25 protein-coding genes and 1 tRNA gene are annotated in these 19676 nt (G+C 44.6%); 4 read left to right on the plus strand and 22 right to left on the minus strand.

Annotated features, from left to right (window positions below):
- From JWV37_RS04465 to rpsU, 12 genes are all read right to left on the minus strand, one after another.
- A partial coding sequence (locus JWV37_RS04465; protein WP_205458580.1) for a response regulator transcription factor occupies positions 1-279 on the minus strand: 279 nt, incomplete at its 3' end.
- Between the two features lie 27 nt (positions 280-306).
- A complete protein-coding gene (nrfD, locus tag JWV37_RS04470; RefSeq protein WP_205458581.1) occupies positions 307-1278 on the minus strand; it encodes an NrfD/PsrC family molybdoenzyme membrane anchor subunit in 972 nt (323 codons plus the stop codon).
- Positions 1271-1834, minus strand: coding sequence for a 4Fe-4S dicluster domain-containing protein (locus JWV37_RS04475; RefSeq protein WP_205458582.1), 564 nt, complete (start codon positions 1832-1834; stop codon positions 1271-1273). The genes nrfD and JWV37_RS04475 overlap by 8 nt, the downstream gene beginning before the upstream one ends.
- Before the next feature lie 22 nt (positions 1835-1856).
- On the minus strand, positions 1857-3143 hold the full coding sequence (locus tag JWV37_RS04480; protein ID WP_205458583.1) for a coproporphyrinogen III oxidase family protein: 1287 nt from the start codon (positions 3141-3143) through the stop codon (positions 1857-1859).
- A 95-nt stretch (positions 3144-3238) separates the two neighbouring features.
- Positions 3239-4096 (minus strand): radical SAM/SPASM domain-containing protein, encoded by an 858-nt coding sequence (locus JWV37_RS04485; RefSeq protein WP_205458584.1) that lies wholly within the window; start codon positions 4094-4096, stop codon positions 3239-3241.
- Positions 4083-4379, minus strand: a complete 297-nt coding sequence (locus JWV37_RS04490; RefSeq protein WP_205458585.1) for a hypothetical protein — start codon at positions 4377-4379, stop codon at positions 4083-4085. The genes JWV37_RS04485 and JWV37_RS04490 overlap by 14 nt, the downstream gene beginning before the upstream one ends.
- A 1-nt stretch (position 4380) precedes the next feature.
- Positions 4381-4878, minus strand: a complete 498-nt coding sequence (locus tag JWV37_RS04495; protein WP_205458586.1) for a YajQ family cyclic di-GMP-binding protein — start codon at positions 4876-4878, stop codon at positions 4381-4383.
- A complete protein-coding gene (locus JWV37_RS04500; RefSeq protein ID WP_205458587.1) occupies positions 4871-5812 on the minus strand; it encodes a D-2-hydroxyacid dehydrogenase in 942 nt (313 codons plus the stop codon). Before JWV37_RS04500 ends, JWV37_RS04495 begins: the two co-directional genes overlap by 8 nt.
- Complete coding sequence (locus JWV37_RS04505; protein ID WP_205458588.1) at positions 5809-6993, minus strand: glutathionylspermidine synthase family protein; 1185 nt, start codon at positions 6991-6993, stop codon at positions 5809-5811. The genes JWV37_RS04500 and JWV37_RS04505 overlap by 4 nt, the downstream gene beginning before the upstream one ends.
- 1 nt (position 6994) lies before the next feature.
- A complete protein-coding gene (locus tag JWV37_RS04510; RefSeq protein ID WP_205458589.1) occupies positions 6995-7594 on the minus strand; it encodes a UPF0323 family lipoprotein in 600 nt (199 codons plus the stop codon).
- Positions 7591-8247: an integrase gene (locus JWV37_RS04515; protein ID WP_205458590.1), complete on the minus strand. Its 657-nt coding sequence runs from the start codon at positions 8245-8247 to the stop codon at positions 7591-7593. The genes JWV37_RS04510 and JWV37_RS04515 overlap by 4 nt, the downstream gene beginning before the upstream one ends.
- 142 nt (positions 8248-8389) lie before the next feature.
- Positions 8390-8602: a 30S ribosomal protein S21 gene (gene rpsU, locus JWV37_RS04520; protein ID WP_205458666.1), complete on the minus strand. Its 213-nt coding sequence runs from the start codon at positions 8600-8602 to the stop codon at positions 8390-8392.
- A gap of 193 nt (positions 8603-8795) precedes the next feature.
- Between rpsU and JWV37_RS04525 the strand changes: the two genes are divergently transcribed.
- Both JWV37_RS04525 and ccoG read left to right on the plus strand, forming a co-directional pair.
- On the plus strand, positions 8796-9476 hold the full coding sequence (locus JWV37_RS04525) for a helix-turn-helix domain-containing protein (protein WP_205458591.1): 681 nt from the start codon (positions 8796-8798) through the stop codon (positions 9474-9476).
- Entirely contained in the window at positions 9473-10840 is a 1368-nt protein-coding gene (ccoG, locus tag JWV37_RS04530) for a cytochrome c oxidase accessory protein CcoG (protein WP_205458592.1), read from the plus strand. The genes JWV37_RS04525 and ccoG overlap by 4 nt, the downstream gene beginning before the upstream one ends.
- A 132-nt stretch (positions 10841-10972) precedes the next feature.
- Here the strand turns inward: ccoG and rplT are convergent, their stop codons facing one another.
- The 7 genes from rplT to glmM form a co-directional block, all read right to left on the minus strand.
- Entirely contained in the window at positions 10973-11326 is a 354-nt protein-coding gene (rplT, locus tag JWV37_RS04535) for a 50S ribosomal protein L20 (RefSeq protein ID WP_205458593.1), read from the minus strand.
- A gap of 95 nt (positions 11327-11421) precedes the next feature.
- The gene (gene rpmI, locus JWV37_RS04540) at positions 11422-11616 is read right to left on the minus strand and encodes a 50S ribosomal protein L35 (RefSeq protein ID WP_205458594.1); all 195 of its coding nucleotides are present in this window, start codon (positions 11614-11616) and stop codon (positions 11422-11424) included.
- A 99-nt stretch (positions 11617-11715) separates the two neighbouring features.
- A complete protein-coding gene (infC, locus tag JWV37_RS04545) occupies positions 11716-12243 on the minus strand; it encodes a translation initiation factor IF-3 (protein WP_205458595.1) in 528 nt (175 codons plus the stop codon).
- Complete coding sequence (thrS, locus tag JWV37_RS04550; protein ID WP_369407654.1) at positions 12240-14054, minus strand: threonine--tRNA ligase; 1815 nt, start codon at positions 14052-14054, stop codon at positions 12240-12242. Before thrS ends, infC begins: the two co-directional genes overlap by 4 nt.
- A gap of 50 nt (positions 14055-14104) precedes the next feature.
- A tRNA-Val gene (locus tag JWV37_RS04555) sits at positions 14105-14180 on the minus strand.
- A 96-nt stretch (positions 14181-14276) separates the two neighbouring features.
- On the minus strand, positions 14277-14729 hold the full coding sequence (gene lspA / locus JWV37_RS04560) for a signal peptidase II (RefSeq protein WP_205458597.1): 453 nt from the start codon (positions 14727-14729) through the stop codon (positions 14277-14279).
- Positions 14722-16062 (minus strand): phosphoglucosamine mutase, encoded by a 1341-nt coding sequence (gene glmM / locus JWV37_RS04565; protein WP_205458598.1) that lies wholly within the window; start codon positions 16060-16062, stop codon positions 14722-14724. Before glmM ends, lspA begins: the two co-directional genes overlap by 8 nt.
- A 185-nt stretch (positions 16063-16247) precedes the next feature.
- On the opposite strand from glmM, the gene rpsT reads away from it, so the two are divergent.
- Both rpsT and prfA read left to right on the plus strand, forming a co-directional pair.
- Positions 16248-16520, plus strand: coding sequence for a 30S ribosomal protein S20 (rpsT, locus tag JWV37_RS04570; RefSeq protein ID WP_205458599.1), 273 nt, complete (start codon positions 16248-16250; stop codon positions 16518-16520).
- A gap of 42 nt (positions 16521-16562) precedes the next feature.
- Positions 16563-17630, plus strand: coding sequence for a peptide chain release factor 1 (gene prfA, locus JWV37_RS04575; RefSeq protein ID WP_205458600.1), 1068 nt, complete (start codon positions 16563-16565; stop codon positions 17628-17630).
- Here the strand turns inward: prfA and JWV37_RS04580 are convergent.
- Genes JWV37_RS04580 through coaE form a run of 3 tightly spaced genes read right to left on the minus strand, consistent with a single transcriptional unit; the run spans position 17572 to position 19656 of the window.
- Entirely contained in the window at positions 17572-18333 is a 762-nt protein-coding gene (locus tag JWV37_RS04580; protein ID WP_205458601.1) for a glucosaminidase domain-containing protein, read from the minus strand. The two genes, prfA and JWV37_RS04580, sit on opposite strands and share 59 nt — an antisense overlap.
- Positions 18330-19076 carry a diaminopimelate epimerase gene (gene dapF, locus JWV37_RS04585; protein WP_205458602.1) on the minus strand — a complete coding sequence of 249 codons (747 nt, stop codon included), beginning with the start codon at positions 19074-19076 and terminating at the stop codon, positions 18330-18332. Before dapF ends, JWV37_RS04580 begins: the two co-directional genes overlap by 4 nt.
- Positions 19063-19656, minus strand: a complete 594-nt coding sequence (coaE, locus tag JWV37_RS04590) for a dephospho-CoA kinase (protein WP_205458603.1) — start codon at positions 19654-19656, stop codon at positions 19063-19065. Before coaE ends, dapF begins: the two co-directional genes overlap by 14 nt.
- Between the last annotated feature and the right edge of the window lie 20 nt (positions 19657-19676).

The following is a 19676-nucleotide window of genomic DNA, read 5'->3' on the forward strand; positions in this document are numbered from 1 at the left end:
AAGCTCATACCCAATGGCCACATTGTCAATGTCCACCAAAGAAGTGATAATCATAATTGGCACCTTGATCCCTGACTCTTTTACATAGCGGATAATCTCATGGCCACTAACCTCAGGAACCTTGATGTCTAAAATTAACAGATAATAGGTTTTTTCATAAATACTATCGAGGGCATCCGCGCCATTATCAAAATCATCCACCTCGAAACCCAACATCTCAAGGTATTCCTTAATACTTTCACGATAATTGTAGTCATCTTCAAGCAAAAGAATCTTCATGAATATCCCCAGAGGTTGATGTGCGCTTTAGGCGCCAGTAAAGGTCTGGCCAGCGTAAATAATGTAGTATCGTAGCAGAAAAACACCCAAAAGAACAATCATGGCATTGGCCACAATAAAGCCCATGCGATACACATGGCTGCGCAGTGCAGTCAGGGCAATAACCAAGGGGGTTAGCAGTCCAACACCCACGACTCCACCCCAAAAAATCCACGCCAAATACCCTTCACTAAGAGCCGCCTTAGCTGCCTCCATGCCCCCTTCTCCACTGTAAAACATGCCAAGGAAAAGCATGACAATAAGAGGAATCTCACTCATTACTGCCCGCATGTCCAAAACCAAAAGGTACTTCACACTCTCAGGATTAATAGAGCTTTTAAAAAATAAAAGTCCTACTAAAATATTGGATGCAATCCCTGCTGAAATACCTGAAGTTAAAAACAAAATGGGCAAAATAGGATTATTCCACATAGGCACCGCTTGAATTGCTGAGAGCAAAAATCCCGTATAAGCCCCCACTCCCAAGGCAAAGGTAAACAAAAAATATTCTAACTCTTTGGCACGATGGGAAAATGAACGTATAAACATCACAAGAGGCAAAAATAGGCGCAATAGTTTGTGGCGCTTAACTGTTTCCTCAAAAATCATCAAAGTAAACAGCAAAGAGAGCGGGGTATAAATAAGCAAAATAATAATACCAAGAGACATGACAGACGTAGGATTATAATAAACAAGCAACCAAAAAAACGAAAGGGGCTTTCCTAAATCCAAAATAAGTAACATGAGCCCCAAGATAATTGCCCCAGGAGCAATCAGTGCACCCGCCTTTACCATGGCATCCCAGATGGAGTTCGTGTTGCGCTCATGGCGACTCCACTTCACTAAAAGCGCCACGAGCATTGAACCCGCGCTCAGTCCTGCCAAAAACAGATACACTGCAATAGGCCATGGCCAATGGATGACCTCGTGTTGCGCCATACTCCCCCACATATTACTCATAGCGCAATCCTTTTTTATTGGGAATGATGGCTACTTTTGGCTTTGTGCCAAGATGGGATTGTGGATAAAAACTAAAGGAGTTTTTGAGTTTTTGGGTCACAGGACTATGGGGGTCGTTCATGTCTCCAAATACAAGCGCATCTGTCGGACAAACTTCAACACAAGCAGGAAGTTCTCCTTTTAAAATACGTTTTTGATAACAAAAATCACACTTTTGTAATGCCTTGGTCAGGGGGTCTGTATAGCGCGCACCGTACGGGCATGCTAGTGCGCAATACTTACACGAAACACACCGTTTTTCATCTACTAAGACAATACCATCACGCATTTGAAAAGTAGCTCGCGTTGGACATACGCTCACACAAGGAGCGTTATCACACATAACACACGCACTTCGGGTAAAATCCATTGTGGCCGCCTCAGGGCGCACAGCAACAAAAACCTGAAGCCTGTAAACCTCCAGAGGAATATGGTTTTCAGCCCTACACGCAATGTTGCATGCTTGGCACCCGATACACAGGTTTTCATCATGCACAAGGCGGTAGGCTTTTTTCATGGGTTACTCCATTGCAATACTACTATAGGTTGACAATTTTATCGACTTTGGGCTGGGACCGAAACATCGCGCGCACCCCGTCCATGCCTGCATAAAACTCTCGCATCAACACCAAAGAAACATAACTCCCAAATTCTGTAGGGACAATCACACCATCAGAAATCTCAATAGCACCGGCAAGTTTTAGCATGGTAATTTCCTTACCCATTACCCGTTCTACATTGGTTTTGAGCATTTGATTAAACTGGGCAATATCTACCATGCCATCGAACAAAGAGGTCATGAACTGATACTGCACCCGTTGCTTAGGAGTGAACGCACATGAAGCAATAACAGCACTCTCTTCGTTGGCTACCTTGTCCATATATTGGTCCAAATCAAAAGCATTAACGTACAAAGTGCCCTCCAAAAAGCTAAAAGAACCACTTCCAACACCCACATATTCGCTATGGCTTCCCACATATTCATCACTTAGCTTCTCTTCTTGGCGAGAAAAAGCCCACCCATTAACAGGACGGTACTGGTTCATGGCGCCTCGAATGAGCTCATAAAAACGGTGTTCATTGTCACTTTTTTGCCCATCAAATGCCTTCGAGATAGACTTCTTCATAAGATTTGACTGCATGAGAGGGTAGGTTGTAATTTGATCAATATCCAACGCTTGCGCTGTAATTACATCACGTAAAAGCTGTTCTTCTGTTTGGCCTGGAAAGTTAAAAATTAAATCAATACTTGTGGTAGGCAAAATACCTGCCATTTTCAAAAGCTTTTCTTGAATTTGCGCGCCTGAGCCAAATTTTTCATACCGTCCAATGCGTTTTAAAAGCGTGTCATCAAAACTTTGCACCCCGATGGAAAGACGGTCAATCAACCCACGAAAGCGACGCAAGCTATTTGGTGCAAGGTGGTTTGGGTCACTTTCACAAGAAACTTCTTTGATATTAAAAAGGCTTTTGGCGTATTCTAACGTCTTAATAAGTTCTGGTTCATTTATAAGCGTTGTACCGCCACCTACATACAAGGTTTCAAAATCATACCCCTGCTCTTTTACCTTGCGCAATTCGTGCCGTACAAAAGAAAAATACTGTAATGCCTTTTCTTCGTTGTAATAAAATTTATGAAAAGAGCAGTAAGAACAAAACGTATGACAAAAAGGAATGTGAATGTAAAGCATGTAAGTGTGTCCAGGTTTTGCTTTGCGCTTTATCTCTTCTTTGACTGGCGTGATAACAAGGTGGTTAGCCAAAGACTTCCGCATAATTTTTTCAGCCCAAAACACTGTGGATGATTGAACAAAATTTAATGGCATCGTTGTTTCTCCTTAATTATGGCCGCATTGTAACGAGGCTGTGTAAATTGAGTGTAAATTTTAAATTTCTTGTAATGGGTTTTACAAGAAATTTATTATAAAAAACGCTTTCGAAAATCGCACCGTTGACACAAAGGTTCTGGAGGTTTTTTTTCGTCAAATCCACGACGTATCTCCTGGGCTTTTTGGGACGCTAAAATACCATAAAGTGGCTGAATAAAAAGATTTCCGAGCATCAAAACACCCTCCCCGTCTAAACAGCAAGGTACCACTGTTCCATCACTTAAAACACCAATATGGGAATGGAGTCCATGGCAAAACCCATCTGGCACAACAGGCGCACTTAATGAAGGCCACATAAAATACTGTTCCTTGTGCAAACGTATTTTCGTGTCCAATTGACATACCTTTTTCTCAACGTTCCATTCTAACATGGGCGTGTGAAAAAACGTGTGAGAAAAAAATGTCTCTATTGCCAAAGAAAAATCCGCATCACGCGCATCGCCACCTTTATTCCATAAGCGTAAGTTTACAAATGGCCTTGGCGCATGGTGGCGTTTGTATTCACACCATGTCATAATTTCTTCCAAATACGTTCGCAATTTTTCTTCGCATTGGCCCAGGGCACTATTGAGGGAAATGTTAAGCTGAATGAGCGCAGGGTGTGACAATAAAGTCTTTTTGTGCATACTGAGTCGAAACCCACTAGTAACAAGATGGATGCCAAAACCACTAGCGTGGGCTAAGTCCATGTATTCTTTGATATTTTCAAGCATCAAAGGGTCGCCAAAAACATGCAAAGCAAGGGTTTTAGTGTAGGGTTTTAACTCCAAAAGGACATGGCCAAAACTCTCAAGGCTCATGACGCGTTTTTGCTTAGGCCTAGAGGGGCAAAAAGAGCACGCCTGCCCACATGCGTTGGTGAGCTCTACGTAAACTTTAGCGAACCGCATCACAGCACAAATAACGCACCACGTACCACTTGGCAATTTCAAAAGAGGTAAAAGAGATTTCTCGTTGGTCTTGGGGGATGCTTAACTGGCGCATTTTACTGCTAATGATACCTGCTAACAAATACCCAAACAGCCCACCTAACGCACCCGCACTCCAATGAAATTTCCACCACCCCAGAAAAACCAAAATAAAAGGCCCGCCCCAAATGCCAAGCCCAATTCCCCACGCGAACAGTTTGCACCTGAGGGTTTTGGGTGTAGGGGTGGGCTCGTACGTGTGCATGTTAGGAAAAGTTTGTAAACGAAAGAGGCAGGGGAAGCTCCATCTCTTTTACCATCTTGATACATGCTTGCAAATCGTCAATCGCTTTGGCGGTCACGCGCACCTCTTCTCCGCGAATGCTTGCTTGGACTTTGAGTTTTTGAGCTTTAATTTCTTTGACAATTTTCTTTGCATCGTCGCTGGAAATCACATCCACCACTTGCAAAGTTAGCTTTGTATTTCCCCCGCCCACGCTTTCACGCTTAAGCTCTTTAATGGCTTCTGAGGCAATGCTACGTTTGATAACTTTTGAGATAACAATCTCTTTTATTGCCTCCACTTTTGCATCACTGGTGCTTGTGAGGGTAATCACTTTGGCCTTTTCATTGTAGTCAATCTCGGCAAGCAGTCCTTTAAAATCGTACCGGTTTGCCACCTCTTTTTTGGCTTGTTCTAACGCGTTTTTTAACTCTTGTTTGTCCACTTCAGCGGTAATGTCAAAACTGTGTTCTTTAGCCACGATAACTCCTTAAGAATGTTTCAATATTTTTTACAACTAGCCCAATGAGCGTTGTGCGCGCTTCAATGCTCGCCCATGCCACATGAGGCGTGAGCACCAAGCGTTCTTTACATGTAAGGCTTCGCAAAGGCGCGTTAGGATCCATGGGCTCAATAGCTAGCACATCAAACCCTGCGTAAATCTTCTGAGCTTCAAGGGCCTCTTTGAGTGCCACTTCATCCACAATGCCGCCGCGCCCTACGTTGATGAGCAATGCATCTTGGCGCATCCAAGAGAGCTCTTTTGCACTGATGAGTCCTTGGGTGTGCGCATTAAAGGGCGCATGAATGCTCACGATATCACACTCTTTAAGAAGCGCTTCAAGGCTCTTGTGCGGGTACGGCTCTTCTCTTTTGGAACCTGAAGCGGAGTGATAGCACACCGTTGCGCCAAACGCCGTAGCAATCTGCGCCACTTGTCTGCCAATAGCTCCAAGGCCGATAATGCCCCAATTTTTCCCATGAATCTCACGGATGGGATTGTCGATGTGGGTAAAAATAGGGCTTTGCACCCAGCCGTCATTTTTGACAAACCCGTCGTAATAACTCACGTGTGTTAGCAGCTCTAACACCAAAGCAAAGGTATGCTGGGCTACCGAATGGGTCGAATACCCCGCCACGTTTTTCACTTCAATCCCCAAGGCTTTAGCTGTCTCAAGGTCAATGTTATCTGTGCCTGTTGCGGTAATGCAAATGAGTTTGAGCTGAGGACACGCCTCCATAACGGCTTTGCCGATTTTGACTTTGTTGGTGATGGCAACCGTTGCGCCCTCAAGGCGCGAAACCGTCTGTTCGGGCAAAGTTGTTTCATAACTTACTGTTTCGCCAAAGCACTCAAAAACTTTTAAATCCGCATCTTTTCCTAATGTCTTGGCATCTAATAATACTAATTTCATAGACTCTCCTTAATCACATGTCCTACAAATTTGGAATAATTATCTAAAATCTCACCGCCACGGCGAAACCCAAGCCCACACCCCTCGTAAGCAAAAAAGACGCCTGCCTGATAACGTTCCTTGTTGCCATCTTCCATAAAAGGAGCGTACGCTTGAAACACTTTGGGGTGGTGACCGTACACGCCACCCTTCTCCAGCACGGGATGGCCTGCAGCGTCCAAGATGTGCACATTTGCCCCTTCTCTTCCAAACATCGGCTTTTGCACTTGCTTTACATGTAAAGGTTCAAAACGCGCTTCTAGCAACAACGGGTGATCAGGAAACAACTCCCATAAAATCTTCAACATCCCTTTGCTTTGAAACAAAAGGGTGTAAGCGGGATTGAGGATAATCGCTTTTTGGTTTTTAATGATGTTTTCCAGGGTCAACGCCAAGGTTCCCTCTTCCACCGCAATCGCTTCCCACGGAATGAGTTTAAACCAATACTCAAACTGCTCTTCCCCTTTGAAAATTCCCTCTTCGTCGTTAAAACCCACAGCATCTACAAAGGCAAAGTCCGTATGAAACCCTGCCTCATTGGCCGCAGCTTGTAGCAGTTTCGTAGTCACCTCATCTTCGATGCTACCACCCATACAAGAAAAAAGAATTTTCCACCCCTCATAGTGGCGTCCAAATGCCTCAGTGTCGCCCTCAAACACCACAAGACGCTTGAAATTTTCTTTGAGCGCTTCGTAAAGAGTGTTAAACTGCGCGGCTTCATTGAGTCCATTGTATTTAAGGTGTGCCCACTGGATGATGGCGGTTTCGTACAATGCCGTGGGCGTGTCGGCATTAAACTCTATCAGCTTGATGGGCGCCCCACCAAGGCCTCCTGAAAAATCAAACCGTCCGTAGAGGTGCCAATGCACATCATTTTCCCACGAGTCGCGAATAAGTTCCACAAGATTAAAAGGAATGCCAAGCTCATGAAACAAGTTGTGCCTAATTACATGCTCGGCCCCTGCCACCATCATCTCATAAGCTGTATTGGCCGCCTCATAGTAGGCGTTAGCTTCCGCCTCACTAACACACACTAACGTGTCGGTTAGATAAGGGGTTTGGTCAGGGTCTGTGTGCCACCAAAAACCAATGGATTCTAAAAATTCCTGTGTTAAAGGCTTTACATGTAAGGTCTCTACCACCCTAGCCTCCACTCACAGCACCCGTTTGGCTGGTGCCACCACTGGAGCCGAAAAAGCCGCTGCGTTTTGGTGTACTGCTTGTCGTGCCAGTAGCCCGTGCTTTTTGAAAGCTGTTCACGCTACGACTATAAGTCTGGGGGTTTTTGTAAGCACTTTGGCGTTGTTGTTGGTAGGCAGGACTGTTAAACAAACGCCCTCCAATCCAACTACCAATCATCGCTCCCGCCATACTAGCAAGGACGATTTCCCCAAGACCCATAGAACCAGAACTCACCTTGTCTCCTGTGAGTGCTGATGTTCCTGCTTCTATTTTTTTGGCCTCTTCTGCTACTAGTGCTTCAAGTTCCGCATCGCTCAAAATCCGCTCGTTGCCATCAAGGGTGCGCAAAATAACCCGCGTCACGTCACTTGGGTACTCATCCAAGATGGTATAACCACCGTTTGGCTCTTCGCCAATAACCACAAAAGCGCCTTGGGTCTGGCTGGCCTTTGTAAAAGCCGCCTCATCCCCTTTTTGCTCGCATCCTTGCAAACCCATCACCACAAGTAAACCAATACCACCGGCAACCGCATAATCTGATGTTTTTCGTATAATATTCATGATTTTCCTAAAAGTTCTTTAAGCTTCTTTCCGCGTCGGATAAACAACGTTCCATTCTCTTCTCTCACGTCCTCACAAAACCCAACTTTTTGAACTAAGGCCGTGTTAATCTTTTTTTGTTTTTTTTCAGAGATGCCTTTTTTTTGCATAGAAACGCCCAAGTTAATCCACTCCTCGGGTACTGGCTCTCCCACTAACTCCTTTTCATAAGGTGTTAGCTCTTCAAAATCCGCATCAATGGTTTCATTTTTTGCAGGCAATGTTTTTTCCAACAAAGGGCGAGTTGCTAAAGATAAAATTGCTTTTAATTGCTTGTCACGCTCTTTGTAAATACGCTCCACTTCCTCTTTAGAGTGGACAAGCAGCGCTTCTTTTTCTGCAATCAATCGCTCTTTGTCTTCTTCAAGTTTTTTAACAAGGGCCTTGAATTCACCAACTTGTTCCTTGAGAAGTTCTACATAAAGGTCATCTTGAGGAATAGTTTTAGGCTGGGAAAATTTTGCTGAAGAAGATTTTGCCTCTTCTTCAAGAACCACATGTTTTACTCCCGCTTCAGTAACACTTTTCAAAGTGCCACGTCTGATGCGATTATAAATGGCTTCTTTGGTAATGCCCAAAATGTCCGAAGCTTCTGCAACCGTGAATTTTGCCATGGAGTCTCCTTTTTGCCGTTCAAAACCATCGCCTAACGCGTTAGGGGTTATTATACGTAAGAAGTCTAAAAAAGGGTTAAAATGGGGGATTTGGCACTAACGGGAGTATAATGCGAAGCCTTTTGGCTCCGCATTATTTGGATTAGAGTCGTGACTCGTAACGTCGTAGCATGTACAATCGTTTAAGCATTTTTTTACGCGCGCTGATTTTCTGTTTCTTGCGAATTTCTGTCATCGGCTCAAAATACTGACGTGCTCGTGTTTCTGTAACTACAAGATTACGATCAGTTTGCTTTTTAAACTTTCGGTATGCTTCGTCAAACGAATCATTTGGATGCACTTTGATTCCTGGCATCTGGCTCTCACCACCTTTCAAATGATTTTGGAGGCGTATTGTACCCAAAAAGCACTGTTTACGCAACCAATGCGCTTCATGAGGCTGATACTGCTCACTATTTTCGTCAATTTGACGTAAATACGTTTTATTACCTTGACTTTATACGTCATGTCGCGCTATACTTTCTTACTTGTGATAAAAAGGTGACACCATGGCAATTATACTTCTAAAAAATATGACCAAAAAGGTTAATATTATCGAACAGCAGCAGCATGTTTTAAAGTATGCGGCTACACACGGCATCCCCATCCACTCTACTGAAATTGAGACTTCTGACGCGTCTTTGGTCTTGGAAGATCGCAAAGAGTTTAAGGGATTTTTACGTTCTTTGAACAACAATGAAACCCTGCTTGTTTACGATGTTTGGGCTCTGAGCACACACGTTGATGAACTTGCAAAGGTCTTTGAATGTTTGCTAAAAAGAGACATTACTTTACATGTATGCCACACCGAAGAGATTGTCTCTAGTAGCCTTAGCGCACTCAATGCGCTGTCTGTTTTGGTGCGTATACGAGAAGAAGGCATACACCCTAAAGAGCAAGCTTCTCAAGGGCGCCCCAAAGGAAGGATGTCTCAATCTAAATTTGACACTTACCGCGCCAAAGTCATTGAGTATTTGGAAGAGGGAATTTCCGTCAGTGAAATTGCTAAACTTTTACATGTAAGCCGCAGTTCACTAAAAGATTATATTAATTCACGAGGTTTAAAAGAGCTGGCCAAAACAAAGAAAAAACTTCTCTACGCTACCCCAACAAAACAGCCCACAAAAGAGAAAAAGCCAGAAAAAGAGTGTGAATTAATTGCACAGCCCCCCCTGGGAGGCAACGCATGAGTTGTGCTACTTGCACCCCAGTGTTTTATAACAAAAAACGCTACCTAACCTTTGGCATCATCACCCTTGTTGCTCTTGCCTTGCCCTTTATTGCCCTCGAGGGGAACCACTTGTTCTTATTGAGTTTTGATAAAAAACAACTGCATCTTTTGTTTACAACCTTTGATATGCAAGAACTTTACCTGATGCCCTTTTTGCTAATGCTTCTGTTTTTGGGTGTTTTCCTTGTAACCACCCTTGGTGGCAGGGTGTGGTGCGGGTGGGCATGTCCTCAAACGATTTTTCGTGTTGTGTATCGTGATCTTATTGAGACAAAACTGTTGGGCATTCGTCGCACTATCGCCAACAAACAAACACCCCCGAAAGAGAACCAAGGCTTTAAAAAAGCGCTTGCGGTTGCTATTTGGATAGGATTAGCGTTTCTTGTTGCTTCTAACTTTATGTGGTATTTTATTCCCCCTGAGGATTTTTTTACCTACTTACGCTCGCCTGCTGAACATCCTGTTTTGTTTGGTTTTTTGTTTGCCATTAGTGGGTTTTTAATTTTTGATATTCTCCTGCTAAAGGAAAATTTTTGCATCTATGTGTGCCCTTATGCGCGCGTGCAATCGGTGATGTACGACGAAGAGACCCTACAAACCCTTTATGACACCAAACGCGGTGGCCTTGTCTTTGATGCTAGCGGAAAAAAACTTTGGAGCAAGCCTCCTGGCAAAGACGATGAATGCACAGGATGCGAAGCGTGTGTTCGGATTTGTCCTACCCATATTGACATCCGAAAAGGAATGCAGCTTGAGTGCATTAACTGCCTTGAATGTGCCGATGCGTGTACTAAAGTCATGAATAAATTAGGAAAAGAGACCCTTATCTCATGGACAAGCCCTAACGCGCTTACCCAACACCGAAACACTAAATTTTTGCGTTTTCGCACCTTGGCCTATGGTATTGTTTTGTCTGTGGTGTTTGGGCTATTGCTGTTTATGGGAACTCAAAAAGAGTATATGCTACTCAACATCAACCGCACCACGGAACTCTACAAGGTACAAGAAAAAAGTATTGAAAATGCTTACACATTTTTATTTCAAAACACTGATAGCGTAGACCACACTTACCATTTTGAAGTAGACCATCCACACATTCGTATTGAGCGTCCGCGCGAACCATTTTTACTCCAAGCTGGTCAAAAAGCCAAGCGCATTGTGATTCTCTCTACCGATCAAGAACTTGCACGAGATGAGCGCAAAGACACGCCTATTCCCATTGTTATCACGGCTTATGCTGTTGATCAGAAAGAGAAAATTAGCATTACCAGAAACACAGTTTTTGTTTATCCGCGTCAAAGTATTATTAAAGAAGGGCGTTAATTCGAAACGTTGCTGTGCGTTTAAAGGTAGTAGCGTTGTGGTACTAGAAAGTGTTTAAAGAAGTGCGCACCCTCCTTACATGTAAAGAGGGTGCGCTTTTAGGGCAAGAAGAAATCTTGCTCTAAAGAGAAATTACAGAGCGGCTTTTGCCTTGGCAGCAACAGCAGCAAATGCTTCAGGGTCGTTCATTGCCATGTCAGCTAGAATTTTACGGTCAAGCACGATGTTGGCTTTATTAAGACCATTAATGAAACGTGAGTAGCTCAGGTCATTTAATCGGCATGCTGCGTTGATACGCGTAATCCAAAGGCGTCTAAAATCTCGTTTTTTCTGTCGTCTGTCACGGTAAGCGTACACCAGACTGCGCTCAAGCTGCTCTTTTGCTTTTCTAAAGTGTTTGCGGCGTCCGCTGTAAAAGCCACGCGCTAACTTCAATAACTTCTTATGGCGTCGTCGTCGGACAACCCCAGTCTTTACTCTTGCCATTATGTCTCCTTAACCTTATGGTGCCTCATTCTAGAGGACTTTCCCTGCATGAGGGGGATGTGTTTCAAATGGCGAAATCGCCAAAAACCTTTGTCTTACTTTTGATTGAGCATCAATTTCACGCCGTTGACGTTAGTGCTGTCAACATACTGTGATGCTTTAAGTCCGCGCATACGCTTAGTGGGCTTTTTAGTCAAGATGTGGCTACGGAATGCTGAACCGCGTTTAATCTTGTTTTTTGTCGCTTTAAAGCGCTTTGCCGCACCACGTACCGTTTTCATTTTCGGCATGGTATCTCCTTGCTGTGTCTCTTGAAAATAGAAGGGGAAACCCCAAGCATTTTTCAAAGCCAAACATGTTAGCCGAAAAATGCTTAGAGTGTTGTTAAATTACTTGGAGTTGTCTTTTTTGGGGAATGTCATCATATTTACAAAGCGTCCTTCCAAGGCAGGCGCCTTGTCACGATCTGCAATATCTTCCACAAGTGGCCATAGGCGCTCAAGGACGTCGATGCCTGCTTGGGGATTAGCCATTTCTCGGCCTCGCAAGAAGACCCGAAATTTGACATGTTTGCCCTCTTCTAGAAACTCGCGGGCATGCTTGATTTTGTAATTCACATCATTTTGCGCGATTTTCACAGAGAATTTAATCTCCTTTATTTCGATACTTTTTTGCTTTTTCTTTGCTTCTTTGAGCTTTTTATCCTGTTGGTACTTGAATTTACCATAATCCATTACCTTGCACACAGGTGGCGTGGCTTCAGGAGCAATAAGCACTAAATCCAAGCCCATTTTCTCAGCAATCGAAAGTGCTTCGTTACGGGAAATAATCCCATATTGGGTACCGTCATCCCCAATACACCTCACTTCACTTGCACGTATCTCGTCGTTCAACATGACGTCTTTTTGTTTACTCAAAAGCGTACCTCACTCATTTTCTCCTTTAATTGCGCTAAGAGCTCTTCTAAAGATAGGGTCGATTGCATACGCTCTCGCCTGTCTCGAAGGGCAACACTTTGGTTTTTAACCTCTTCTTCACCCACTACTACAATCATAGGCACCCGTTGCTTTTCAGCAGTTCGAATACGCTTGTTCAAACTCTCGTTTTTGGCCGACACTTCCGCATCAATGCCTTGTTCAAGCAACTTGCGTGCCACTTCTTTGGCATAGCTATGGTGCTCTTCGCCAATAGGCACAATGACCACTTGCGTGGGCGCAATAAAAAAGGGAAACTCCCCTCCTGTGTGCTCAATCAAAATACCAATAAACCGCTCAAACGACCCCAAAATAGCACGGTGAATCATCACTGGCTGCGCACGCTCGTTGTGTTGGTCAATATAACTAAGCTCAAAACGGCTTGGCAAGTTGAAATCCACCTGTATAGTACCACACTGCCACTTACGTTTCAAGGCATCCGTGATTTTGATGTCGATTTTTGGGCCATAAAAAGCACCACCCCCCTCATCAATGCCATACACAAATCCGTGTTCGTCCAAAGCATCTTTAAGGCCCTGTGTCGCCTTTTCCCACACAGCATCATCACCGATTGCTTTGGCAGGCTTAGTGGAAATTTCCATTTCATAAGTGAAGCCGAAGCTTTTCATGATTTGGTCAACAAAATCTAAGATTTCAATGACGTTTTCTTTGATTTGTTCGGGCGTACAAAAAACATGGGCATCGTCTTGCGTAAATTCACGCACGCGAAACAAGCCGTGCATGACGCCACTTTTTTCATGGCGGTGCACCACGCCGTATTCAAAAAACTTTAATGGCAAATCACGATAAGAGCGCACATCGCTTTGAAATACCTTCACATGGCCCACACAGTTCATGGGCTTGATGCCGTATTCCATCTCATCAATGACCGTAAAATACATGTTTTCACCATAGTTATCATAGTGTCCACTGGTTTTCCATGCATCGGCCTTAAGAAGCTCAGGGCCACGCACAGGCTGATAGCCTCGCTTGCGATGTGCAGCAAACAATAAGTGCTCGAGCTTGGAGCGCAGCCGGCTACCATTAGGAAGCCAAATAGGAAGTCCTGCGCCAATTTCTTCATCAAAGGTAAAGAGTTTTAATTCATTGCCAAGCTTTCGGTGGTCGCGCTTTTTGGCTTCTTCAATCATTGCCAAATGCTCTTTAAGGGTCTCTTTATCAGCAAATGCGGTACCGTAAATGCGGGTAAGCATTTCCCTGGTTTCATCCCCACCCAAATACGCCCCCGAAACACGGGTAAGTTTAAAAAAGCGCAAGAGGTTCACATTGGGCACATGGGGGCCACGGCAAATGTCTTCAAAATCCCCTTGTTTATAAATAGACACACCGCCTTCTGGAATCCGCTTGAGGACTTCTTGTTTTAAATCATCCGCAACGAATTTTTGAGAAACTTCAGCCTTGGTTAATTCATAGCGCTCAATGGGGTGTTTCTCTTTGAGGATTTCTAGCATGGTCTTTTCGATGGTTTTTAGCTCTGCTTCAGTAATCTTAGCAGCAACACGAAAATCATAATAAAAGCCATCTTCAATCACAGGACCCACAAAGAATTTTGCCTCAGGGTACAGGCGCTTAATGGCATGGGCCATCAAATGGGCAGTGGAGTGGCGAATAAGCTCTAAAGAGGCTTCGGAGTTATCAAAAAAAAGAGGTGAGCCTTGGAGATTTTTTGCGGCAACGGTTTGGGTATCGACGGGCATGCCGTCCACGAGGTATGCGATAGGTTCGCTCATTATTGTCTTTCCTTTTACCTACTGAACTCCCATACAAGCGGGAGAACAAAAAATGGTGATCACGATTGGACTTGAACCAACGGCCCCTACCATGTCAAGGTAGTGCTCTACCAACTGAGCTACGCGATCCCAAAATTTAAAGAGCTGAGATTATAACGCTCAAAGCTTTTAATTTGGCTTAAAAATGCCTCAGGACGCCACTATGCCTTTACATGTAAAGGCATGCTAAGCTTGTTTTTTTGGAAAAAAGAGGGTCTGAATAAGAATAATTGCTACCGAAATATTAATCATCACATCAGCCAAGTTAAACACAGCAAACTCAAACCATCGGTGCCAAAACAGATAATCCACTACGCCACCGTGCACAAAACGGTCAAGCACGTTGCTGCTGCCCGCTCCTAAAAGCATCCCAAGAGGAATGGCATGGTCCTGCACCATGGTTTTATTTTGCACCAAATACCCTAAAATTCCCGCAATAAGCCCTACTTGAATCACTTTTAACCATGGTCCTAACGAAGCCAACATAGAAAATGCAACCCCTTTGTTGTAGGTTAAAACGAGGGAGAAATACGCGCCATTCCATTGAACTCCCTCATACACAAACAAAGCTTTAATAGCCTGATCAACCGCAAAAACCGTTACAAACCCCAAGGCAAACAGCGCCCACGCTTTACCCATTGAGCACCTTAGTAAAAAACTTTTCCAGCTCTTCCATGGCACTGTTTAGACGACTCGCATCTTCCCCTTCAAGCAAAAGACGCAACAAGTTTTCTGTCCCCGAATACCGCACTAATGTGCGGATATTTTCTTTAGCTAAGGCGGTTTCTAGTGCCTCTAAGCCTTCGATTTTTTCCAAAGGAATCTTTTTTCCTATGGGAATATTTTTTAGCAGCTGCGGATAAAGCTCAAATGGGCTTAGAAGCGCACTCGCTTTTTTCTTAGACGTCAACAAATACGCCATCACTTGCATGGCCGCCACCAAGGCATCACCGGTTTTGGCAAAATCAGAAAAGATAATGTGGCCGCTTTGCTCGCCCCCAAAGTTCATCTCTTTTTCTCTTAGGCCCTCTAAAACGTACTTATCGCCCACGTTGCATCGGTGCAGTGCCATACCTTCCTTGGTAGCAAAATCTTCAAGTGCTTGGTTACTCATCACTGTTGTGACCAAGCCATTTCCCTTGAGAATACCTGCTTGCTTGAGGTAGAGCGCCAATGCGCCTAGCAATTTATCGCCCTGCACCACTACGCCCGTTTCATCCACCACCACAAGCCTATCCGCATCCCCGTCAAACCCAAACCCAATGTCTGCGCGCAGTTTTCGCACTTGTTCACTCAAAAACTCTGGATGCAAAGCACCGCAGTTACAGTTAATATTACTTCCATCGGGCTCATTTGCAATCACAAACGTCTCCGCGCCAAGTTCATTAAAAATCGTCGGCGCCACTTTGTACGCCGCCCCATTAGCCACATCAAGCACCACCCGCATTCCGCTCAGGGTCAGTGCTTTTGGAAAAGAGTTTTTAATCTGCACAATGTACCGACCAATCACGTCATCAATCCGCTTGGCACTGCCAATCTCTAGCTCTTCTTTTTGGTTTTTCTCAATCAGTTCATCGTTAAAAAAGATTTTCTCAATAGCCGCTTCTGCTTTTTCATCCAGTTTATTGCCTTGGTGATCAAAAAATTTAATCCCATTGTCGTAGTACGCATTGTGCGAAGCACTAATCATAATCCCCGCATCACACCGCATATCTTCGGTTAAAAAAGCAATGGCAGGGGTGGGCATCGGGCCAATTTGCCGCACGTTGTACCCCACTGCCGTCAAGCCCGCCACAATCGCTGTTTCAATCATATACCCGCTACGTCTGGTGTCTTTGCCGATGATAATTTTATTGGTTCTGGAGTGCTTTCTAAAATAAATCCCTGCGGCCATGGCCAGCCGCATCGCAGTAGTTGCATCGAGTTTTCGCCCTGCTTTGCCCCGCACGCCATCGGTTCCAAAAAGTTTCATACCATAACCTTTACATGTAAACTAAAAATCATGGCGCTATTGTAACACAACTCTTTCAAAGCTTTTGGGTGTGTCCAAGAGGCGAAAGAGCTTTTTTTTCTTTAAATTTTACTGAAAATAAGTTTTGTTTAATTTTTAATTCTGTATAATCCAAGACTAAAATTTTACACGAAAAGGCATTCGAAATGGCGAATCATAAGTCCGCTGAAAAACGCGCACGACAAACCATCGTAAGAACTGAGCGCAACCGATTTTACCGCACCAGAATGAAAAATCTTACAAAAGCTGTCCACGCCGCTGTTGCTGCTGGTGACCTAGAAGCTGCTCAAAACGCATTCAAAGCTGCAAACAAAAGCCTTCACAGTTATGTGAACAAGGGATTTTTGAAAAAAAACAGTGCTGCACGCAAAGTTAGTCGTCTTTCCAAGTCTGTTAGTACCCTCAGTGCCGCAAATTAATTTCGCGGCCTTCTTTTCTTCTTTCACTATTAGCTTGTCATCATGTTAAGAGAAAAACTTCTCCCGTTTTTAGACCGTTACAATGAAATCACGCGACTCCTAAGCGAACCTGAAATTGTCACCGACATCAAACGCATGACAGCACTCTCCAAAGAGCAATCCAATCTCGAAGAGATTAAAGAAGCAACAATTTCCTATTTGGATGTTTGTGAGCAACTTACACAAAACAAGCTTCTCCTAGAAGATGCTGAGTTGTGGGAACTAGCCAAGGAAGAAATTAAAGAACTCGAACCTCGCAAAGAAGCACTAGAGGAAGAGATCAAAATCTTGCTTCTCCCCAAAGACCCCAACGATGACCGAAACACCTTTTTAGAGCTTCGCGCAGGCACAGGGGGCGATGAAGCTGCACTGTTTGTCGCAGACCTCTTTAAAGCCTACATGCGCTATACCGAAGTGCGAGGCTGGAAAGTGGAGATTGTGAGCCAAAGCGAAGGCGTCATGGGTGGCTACAAAGAGGTTATTGCCGTTATTAAAGGGCAGGGGGCATTTAGCCGCATGAAATACGAAGGTGGCGTTCACCGCGTCCAACGTGTTCCAGCCACCGAGTCCCAAGGGCGCGTTCATACTTCCGCCATCACCGTAGCGGTCATGCCCGAAGTGGATGATATTGAGATTGAAATCAATGCTAGTGACTTAAAAATAGATGTAATGCGAAGCTCTGGCAACGGCGGGCAGTCTGTTAATACCACCGACAGTGCCGTGCGCATCACCCACCTTCCTACAGGCTTGGTGGTTGTTAATCAAGACGGCAAATCCCAACATAAAAACAAAGATGCGGCGATGCGGGTTTTAAAAGCACGTTTGTACGATTTGCAAGAGCAAGAACGCATGGCCAAAGAGACGCAAGAGCGTAAATTGCAAGTGGGAACAGGAGATAGGAGTGCACGCATTCGCACCTACAATTACCCTCAAAATCGCATCACTGACCACCGTGCCAACCTCACCCTTTACCGGCTTGATGCCATCATGGAGGGCGGGTTATTTGATGAAGTTATCGAGCCAGTAATGGCACACTTTCAAGCCGAAGCGATGAAAATAGCGGGGCTCTAGGCTTATCATACACATGAAAGCCATTGTCCTGCATTGCTTTTTTTAGCATCTCCACGTACTTTTCTCTTATTTCTGAGTAGTAAATCATTGTCTTAGCCGCCTCTGTCCCGCCAAAAGCTTTTTGTTGCTGATGCGCTCTGGCCCTTTCCTCCCGAAACATCTCGTAAGCATAATGGCGGTTAAGATTCAGCGCGTACGCATCGACAGATTCTTTTAATGAATCAAAAATCCGAATACGGTGCGTCATGCCTTCTGCGCGGTTAAGAGGTACTAATCCTTTTTCACCCCATGTCCAGTGCCCAAAAATATTGTTGGCTTCTCGCACAAAACGGCTTTTTCCCCAACCGCTCTCAATGGCACCTTGCGCAAGTGCTAACGAAATGGGGATAATATCAATCCGCCTCAAGTACTCTTCGCGGTCATACAGAGCCTCTACGCGGTATTTTTTTCGTAGTGTCGCAAGCCTAGAAAGCTCCTGTTCAGGCACATCACGAAAAGCATTAGCCAGATGGGTTTGAAAAAACTGTCTTACAAAAGCCCGTTCAGCTAAAATTTCTTTGTTTGTTTTTTCTACAAGGGGTTTTAAAATTGCACCAAATGCCTCTTTTTGCTCTTCGCTTTTTGTAATCGCATAGTAGGATTCAGGAAAACCTGTTGCGCCAGCCATTAACGCCACCATTATCCATAAAATGAGCCCTCTCATTGCTTTATCCTCATGTCTATGTCTACAGAAAACACTCGTCGCACTGCGCCTTTGAGAAAAAGTTTTCCGCTAGCGTCAATGCGCACCTGTAGTTTTTCTTGACTGGTGGGAAAAACTGCCAACACTTCAGGCCCACCCAAGTAGGTAAACACACTCAAAAATGAAGCAACCATCCCCGTGCCGCAGGCTCCTGTTTCAGCCTCTACACCCCGCTCGTACGTCCTTACATGTAAAGCATCATCATAAAGACAAAAATTTACATTGGCATTGTATTTTTCGCGCATAGTTCTAGCCAGCACTGGCTCATAGGGGAGGTCAAATGTTACAAGATGCGGCACACCTGTATCAAAAAAATGCCAACGCGCGCCGGCTTCCTCAAAAGGCGCAAGAAGCTCCTTAGCGGCTGTAAGTTGGCTCTCCACCTCGTCCCCTTCAACCCGTGAAATTATTTCACCCGCAGCAGTCATAAAGCGCATCGTGGCAGATGCCAATCCATGGGTGAGAGCATAATGGGCACAAGCACGCGAGCCGTTGCCGCACATTGAGGCCGTTGAACCGTCGCTGTTGTAAAATTCCCACATAAAATCACAAGATTCGTGAGGCAAAAGCACGATGAGCCCATCGGCCCCTATACCCTCTTGGCGGTGACAGAGGCGCTTTGCTAGGGCTGAACGGTCTGCGCTTTTGAACCCATGAAAAATAACAAAATCATTGCCGCTCGCGCTGTATTTATCCAGATACATTCTCTTCCTTTAGCCAGCGGCAAAACGCCGCTATCTCTTTTTCTAAATGGGCCAAGTCTTGGCTGTTGTCAATCACATAATCGGCCCATTGGCGCTTTTGTTCGCTATCAAGTTGTGCCTCAATGCGCAACAAAGCCGTTGCTTCATCCCAGTTATTTCGAGCACAAAGACGCTCTAGCTGCAGTCTTTTAGGTGCGTAAACCACAGCCACGTCAAAGCCCTCGTAGACGCTTTGGGTTTCATAATAAAGCGGAATGTCCAACACGCAAGGTTTTTTTTGGGCCTTACATGTAAGGAATGCTTCCATCAGGCCTGCATGCACCTTTGGGTGCAATAAGGCTTCTAAGCTTTTGCGTGCTTGGGAATCAGTAAAAACAACCGCGCCAAGTTTCGCACGATTGACCACACCATCCTCAACACACGTTTCCCCAAAAATCGCGGCAACTTCACGATGATGCTCTTGAAGAAGCTCATGAGCTAGCACATCTGCGTCAAGAACAACGACACCAAAATCACGCAGCCTTTTGCAAACGGTGCTTTTTCCGGTTCCGATTCCACCTGTAATCACACAATCTCGCACCCTTTTTATCCTTTGCGCCT

The sequence above is a fragment of the Sulfurospirillum tamanense genome (assembly GCF_016937535.1).
In the GTDB taxonomy this organism is placed as follows: Bacteria; Campylobacterota; Campylobacteria; order Campylobacterales; family Campylobacteraceae; genus Sulfurospirillum_B; species Sulfurospirillum_B tamanense.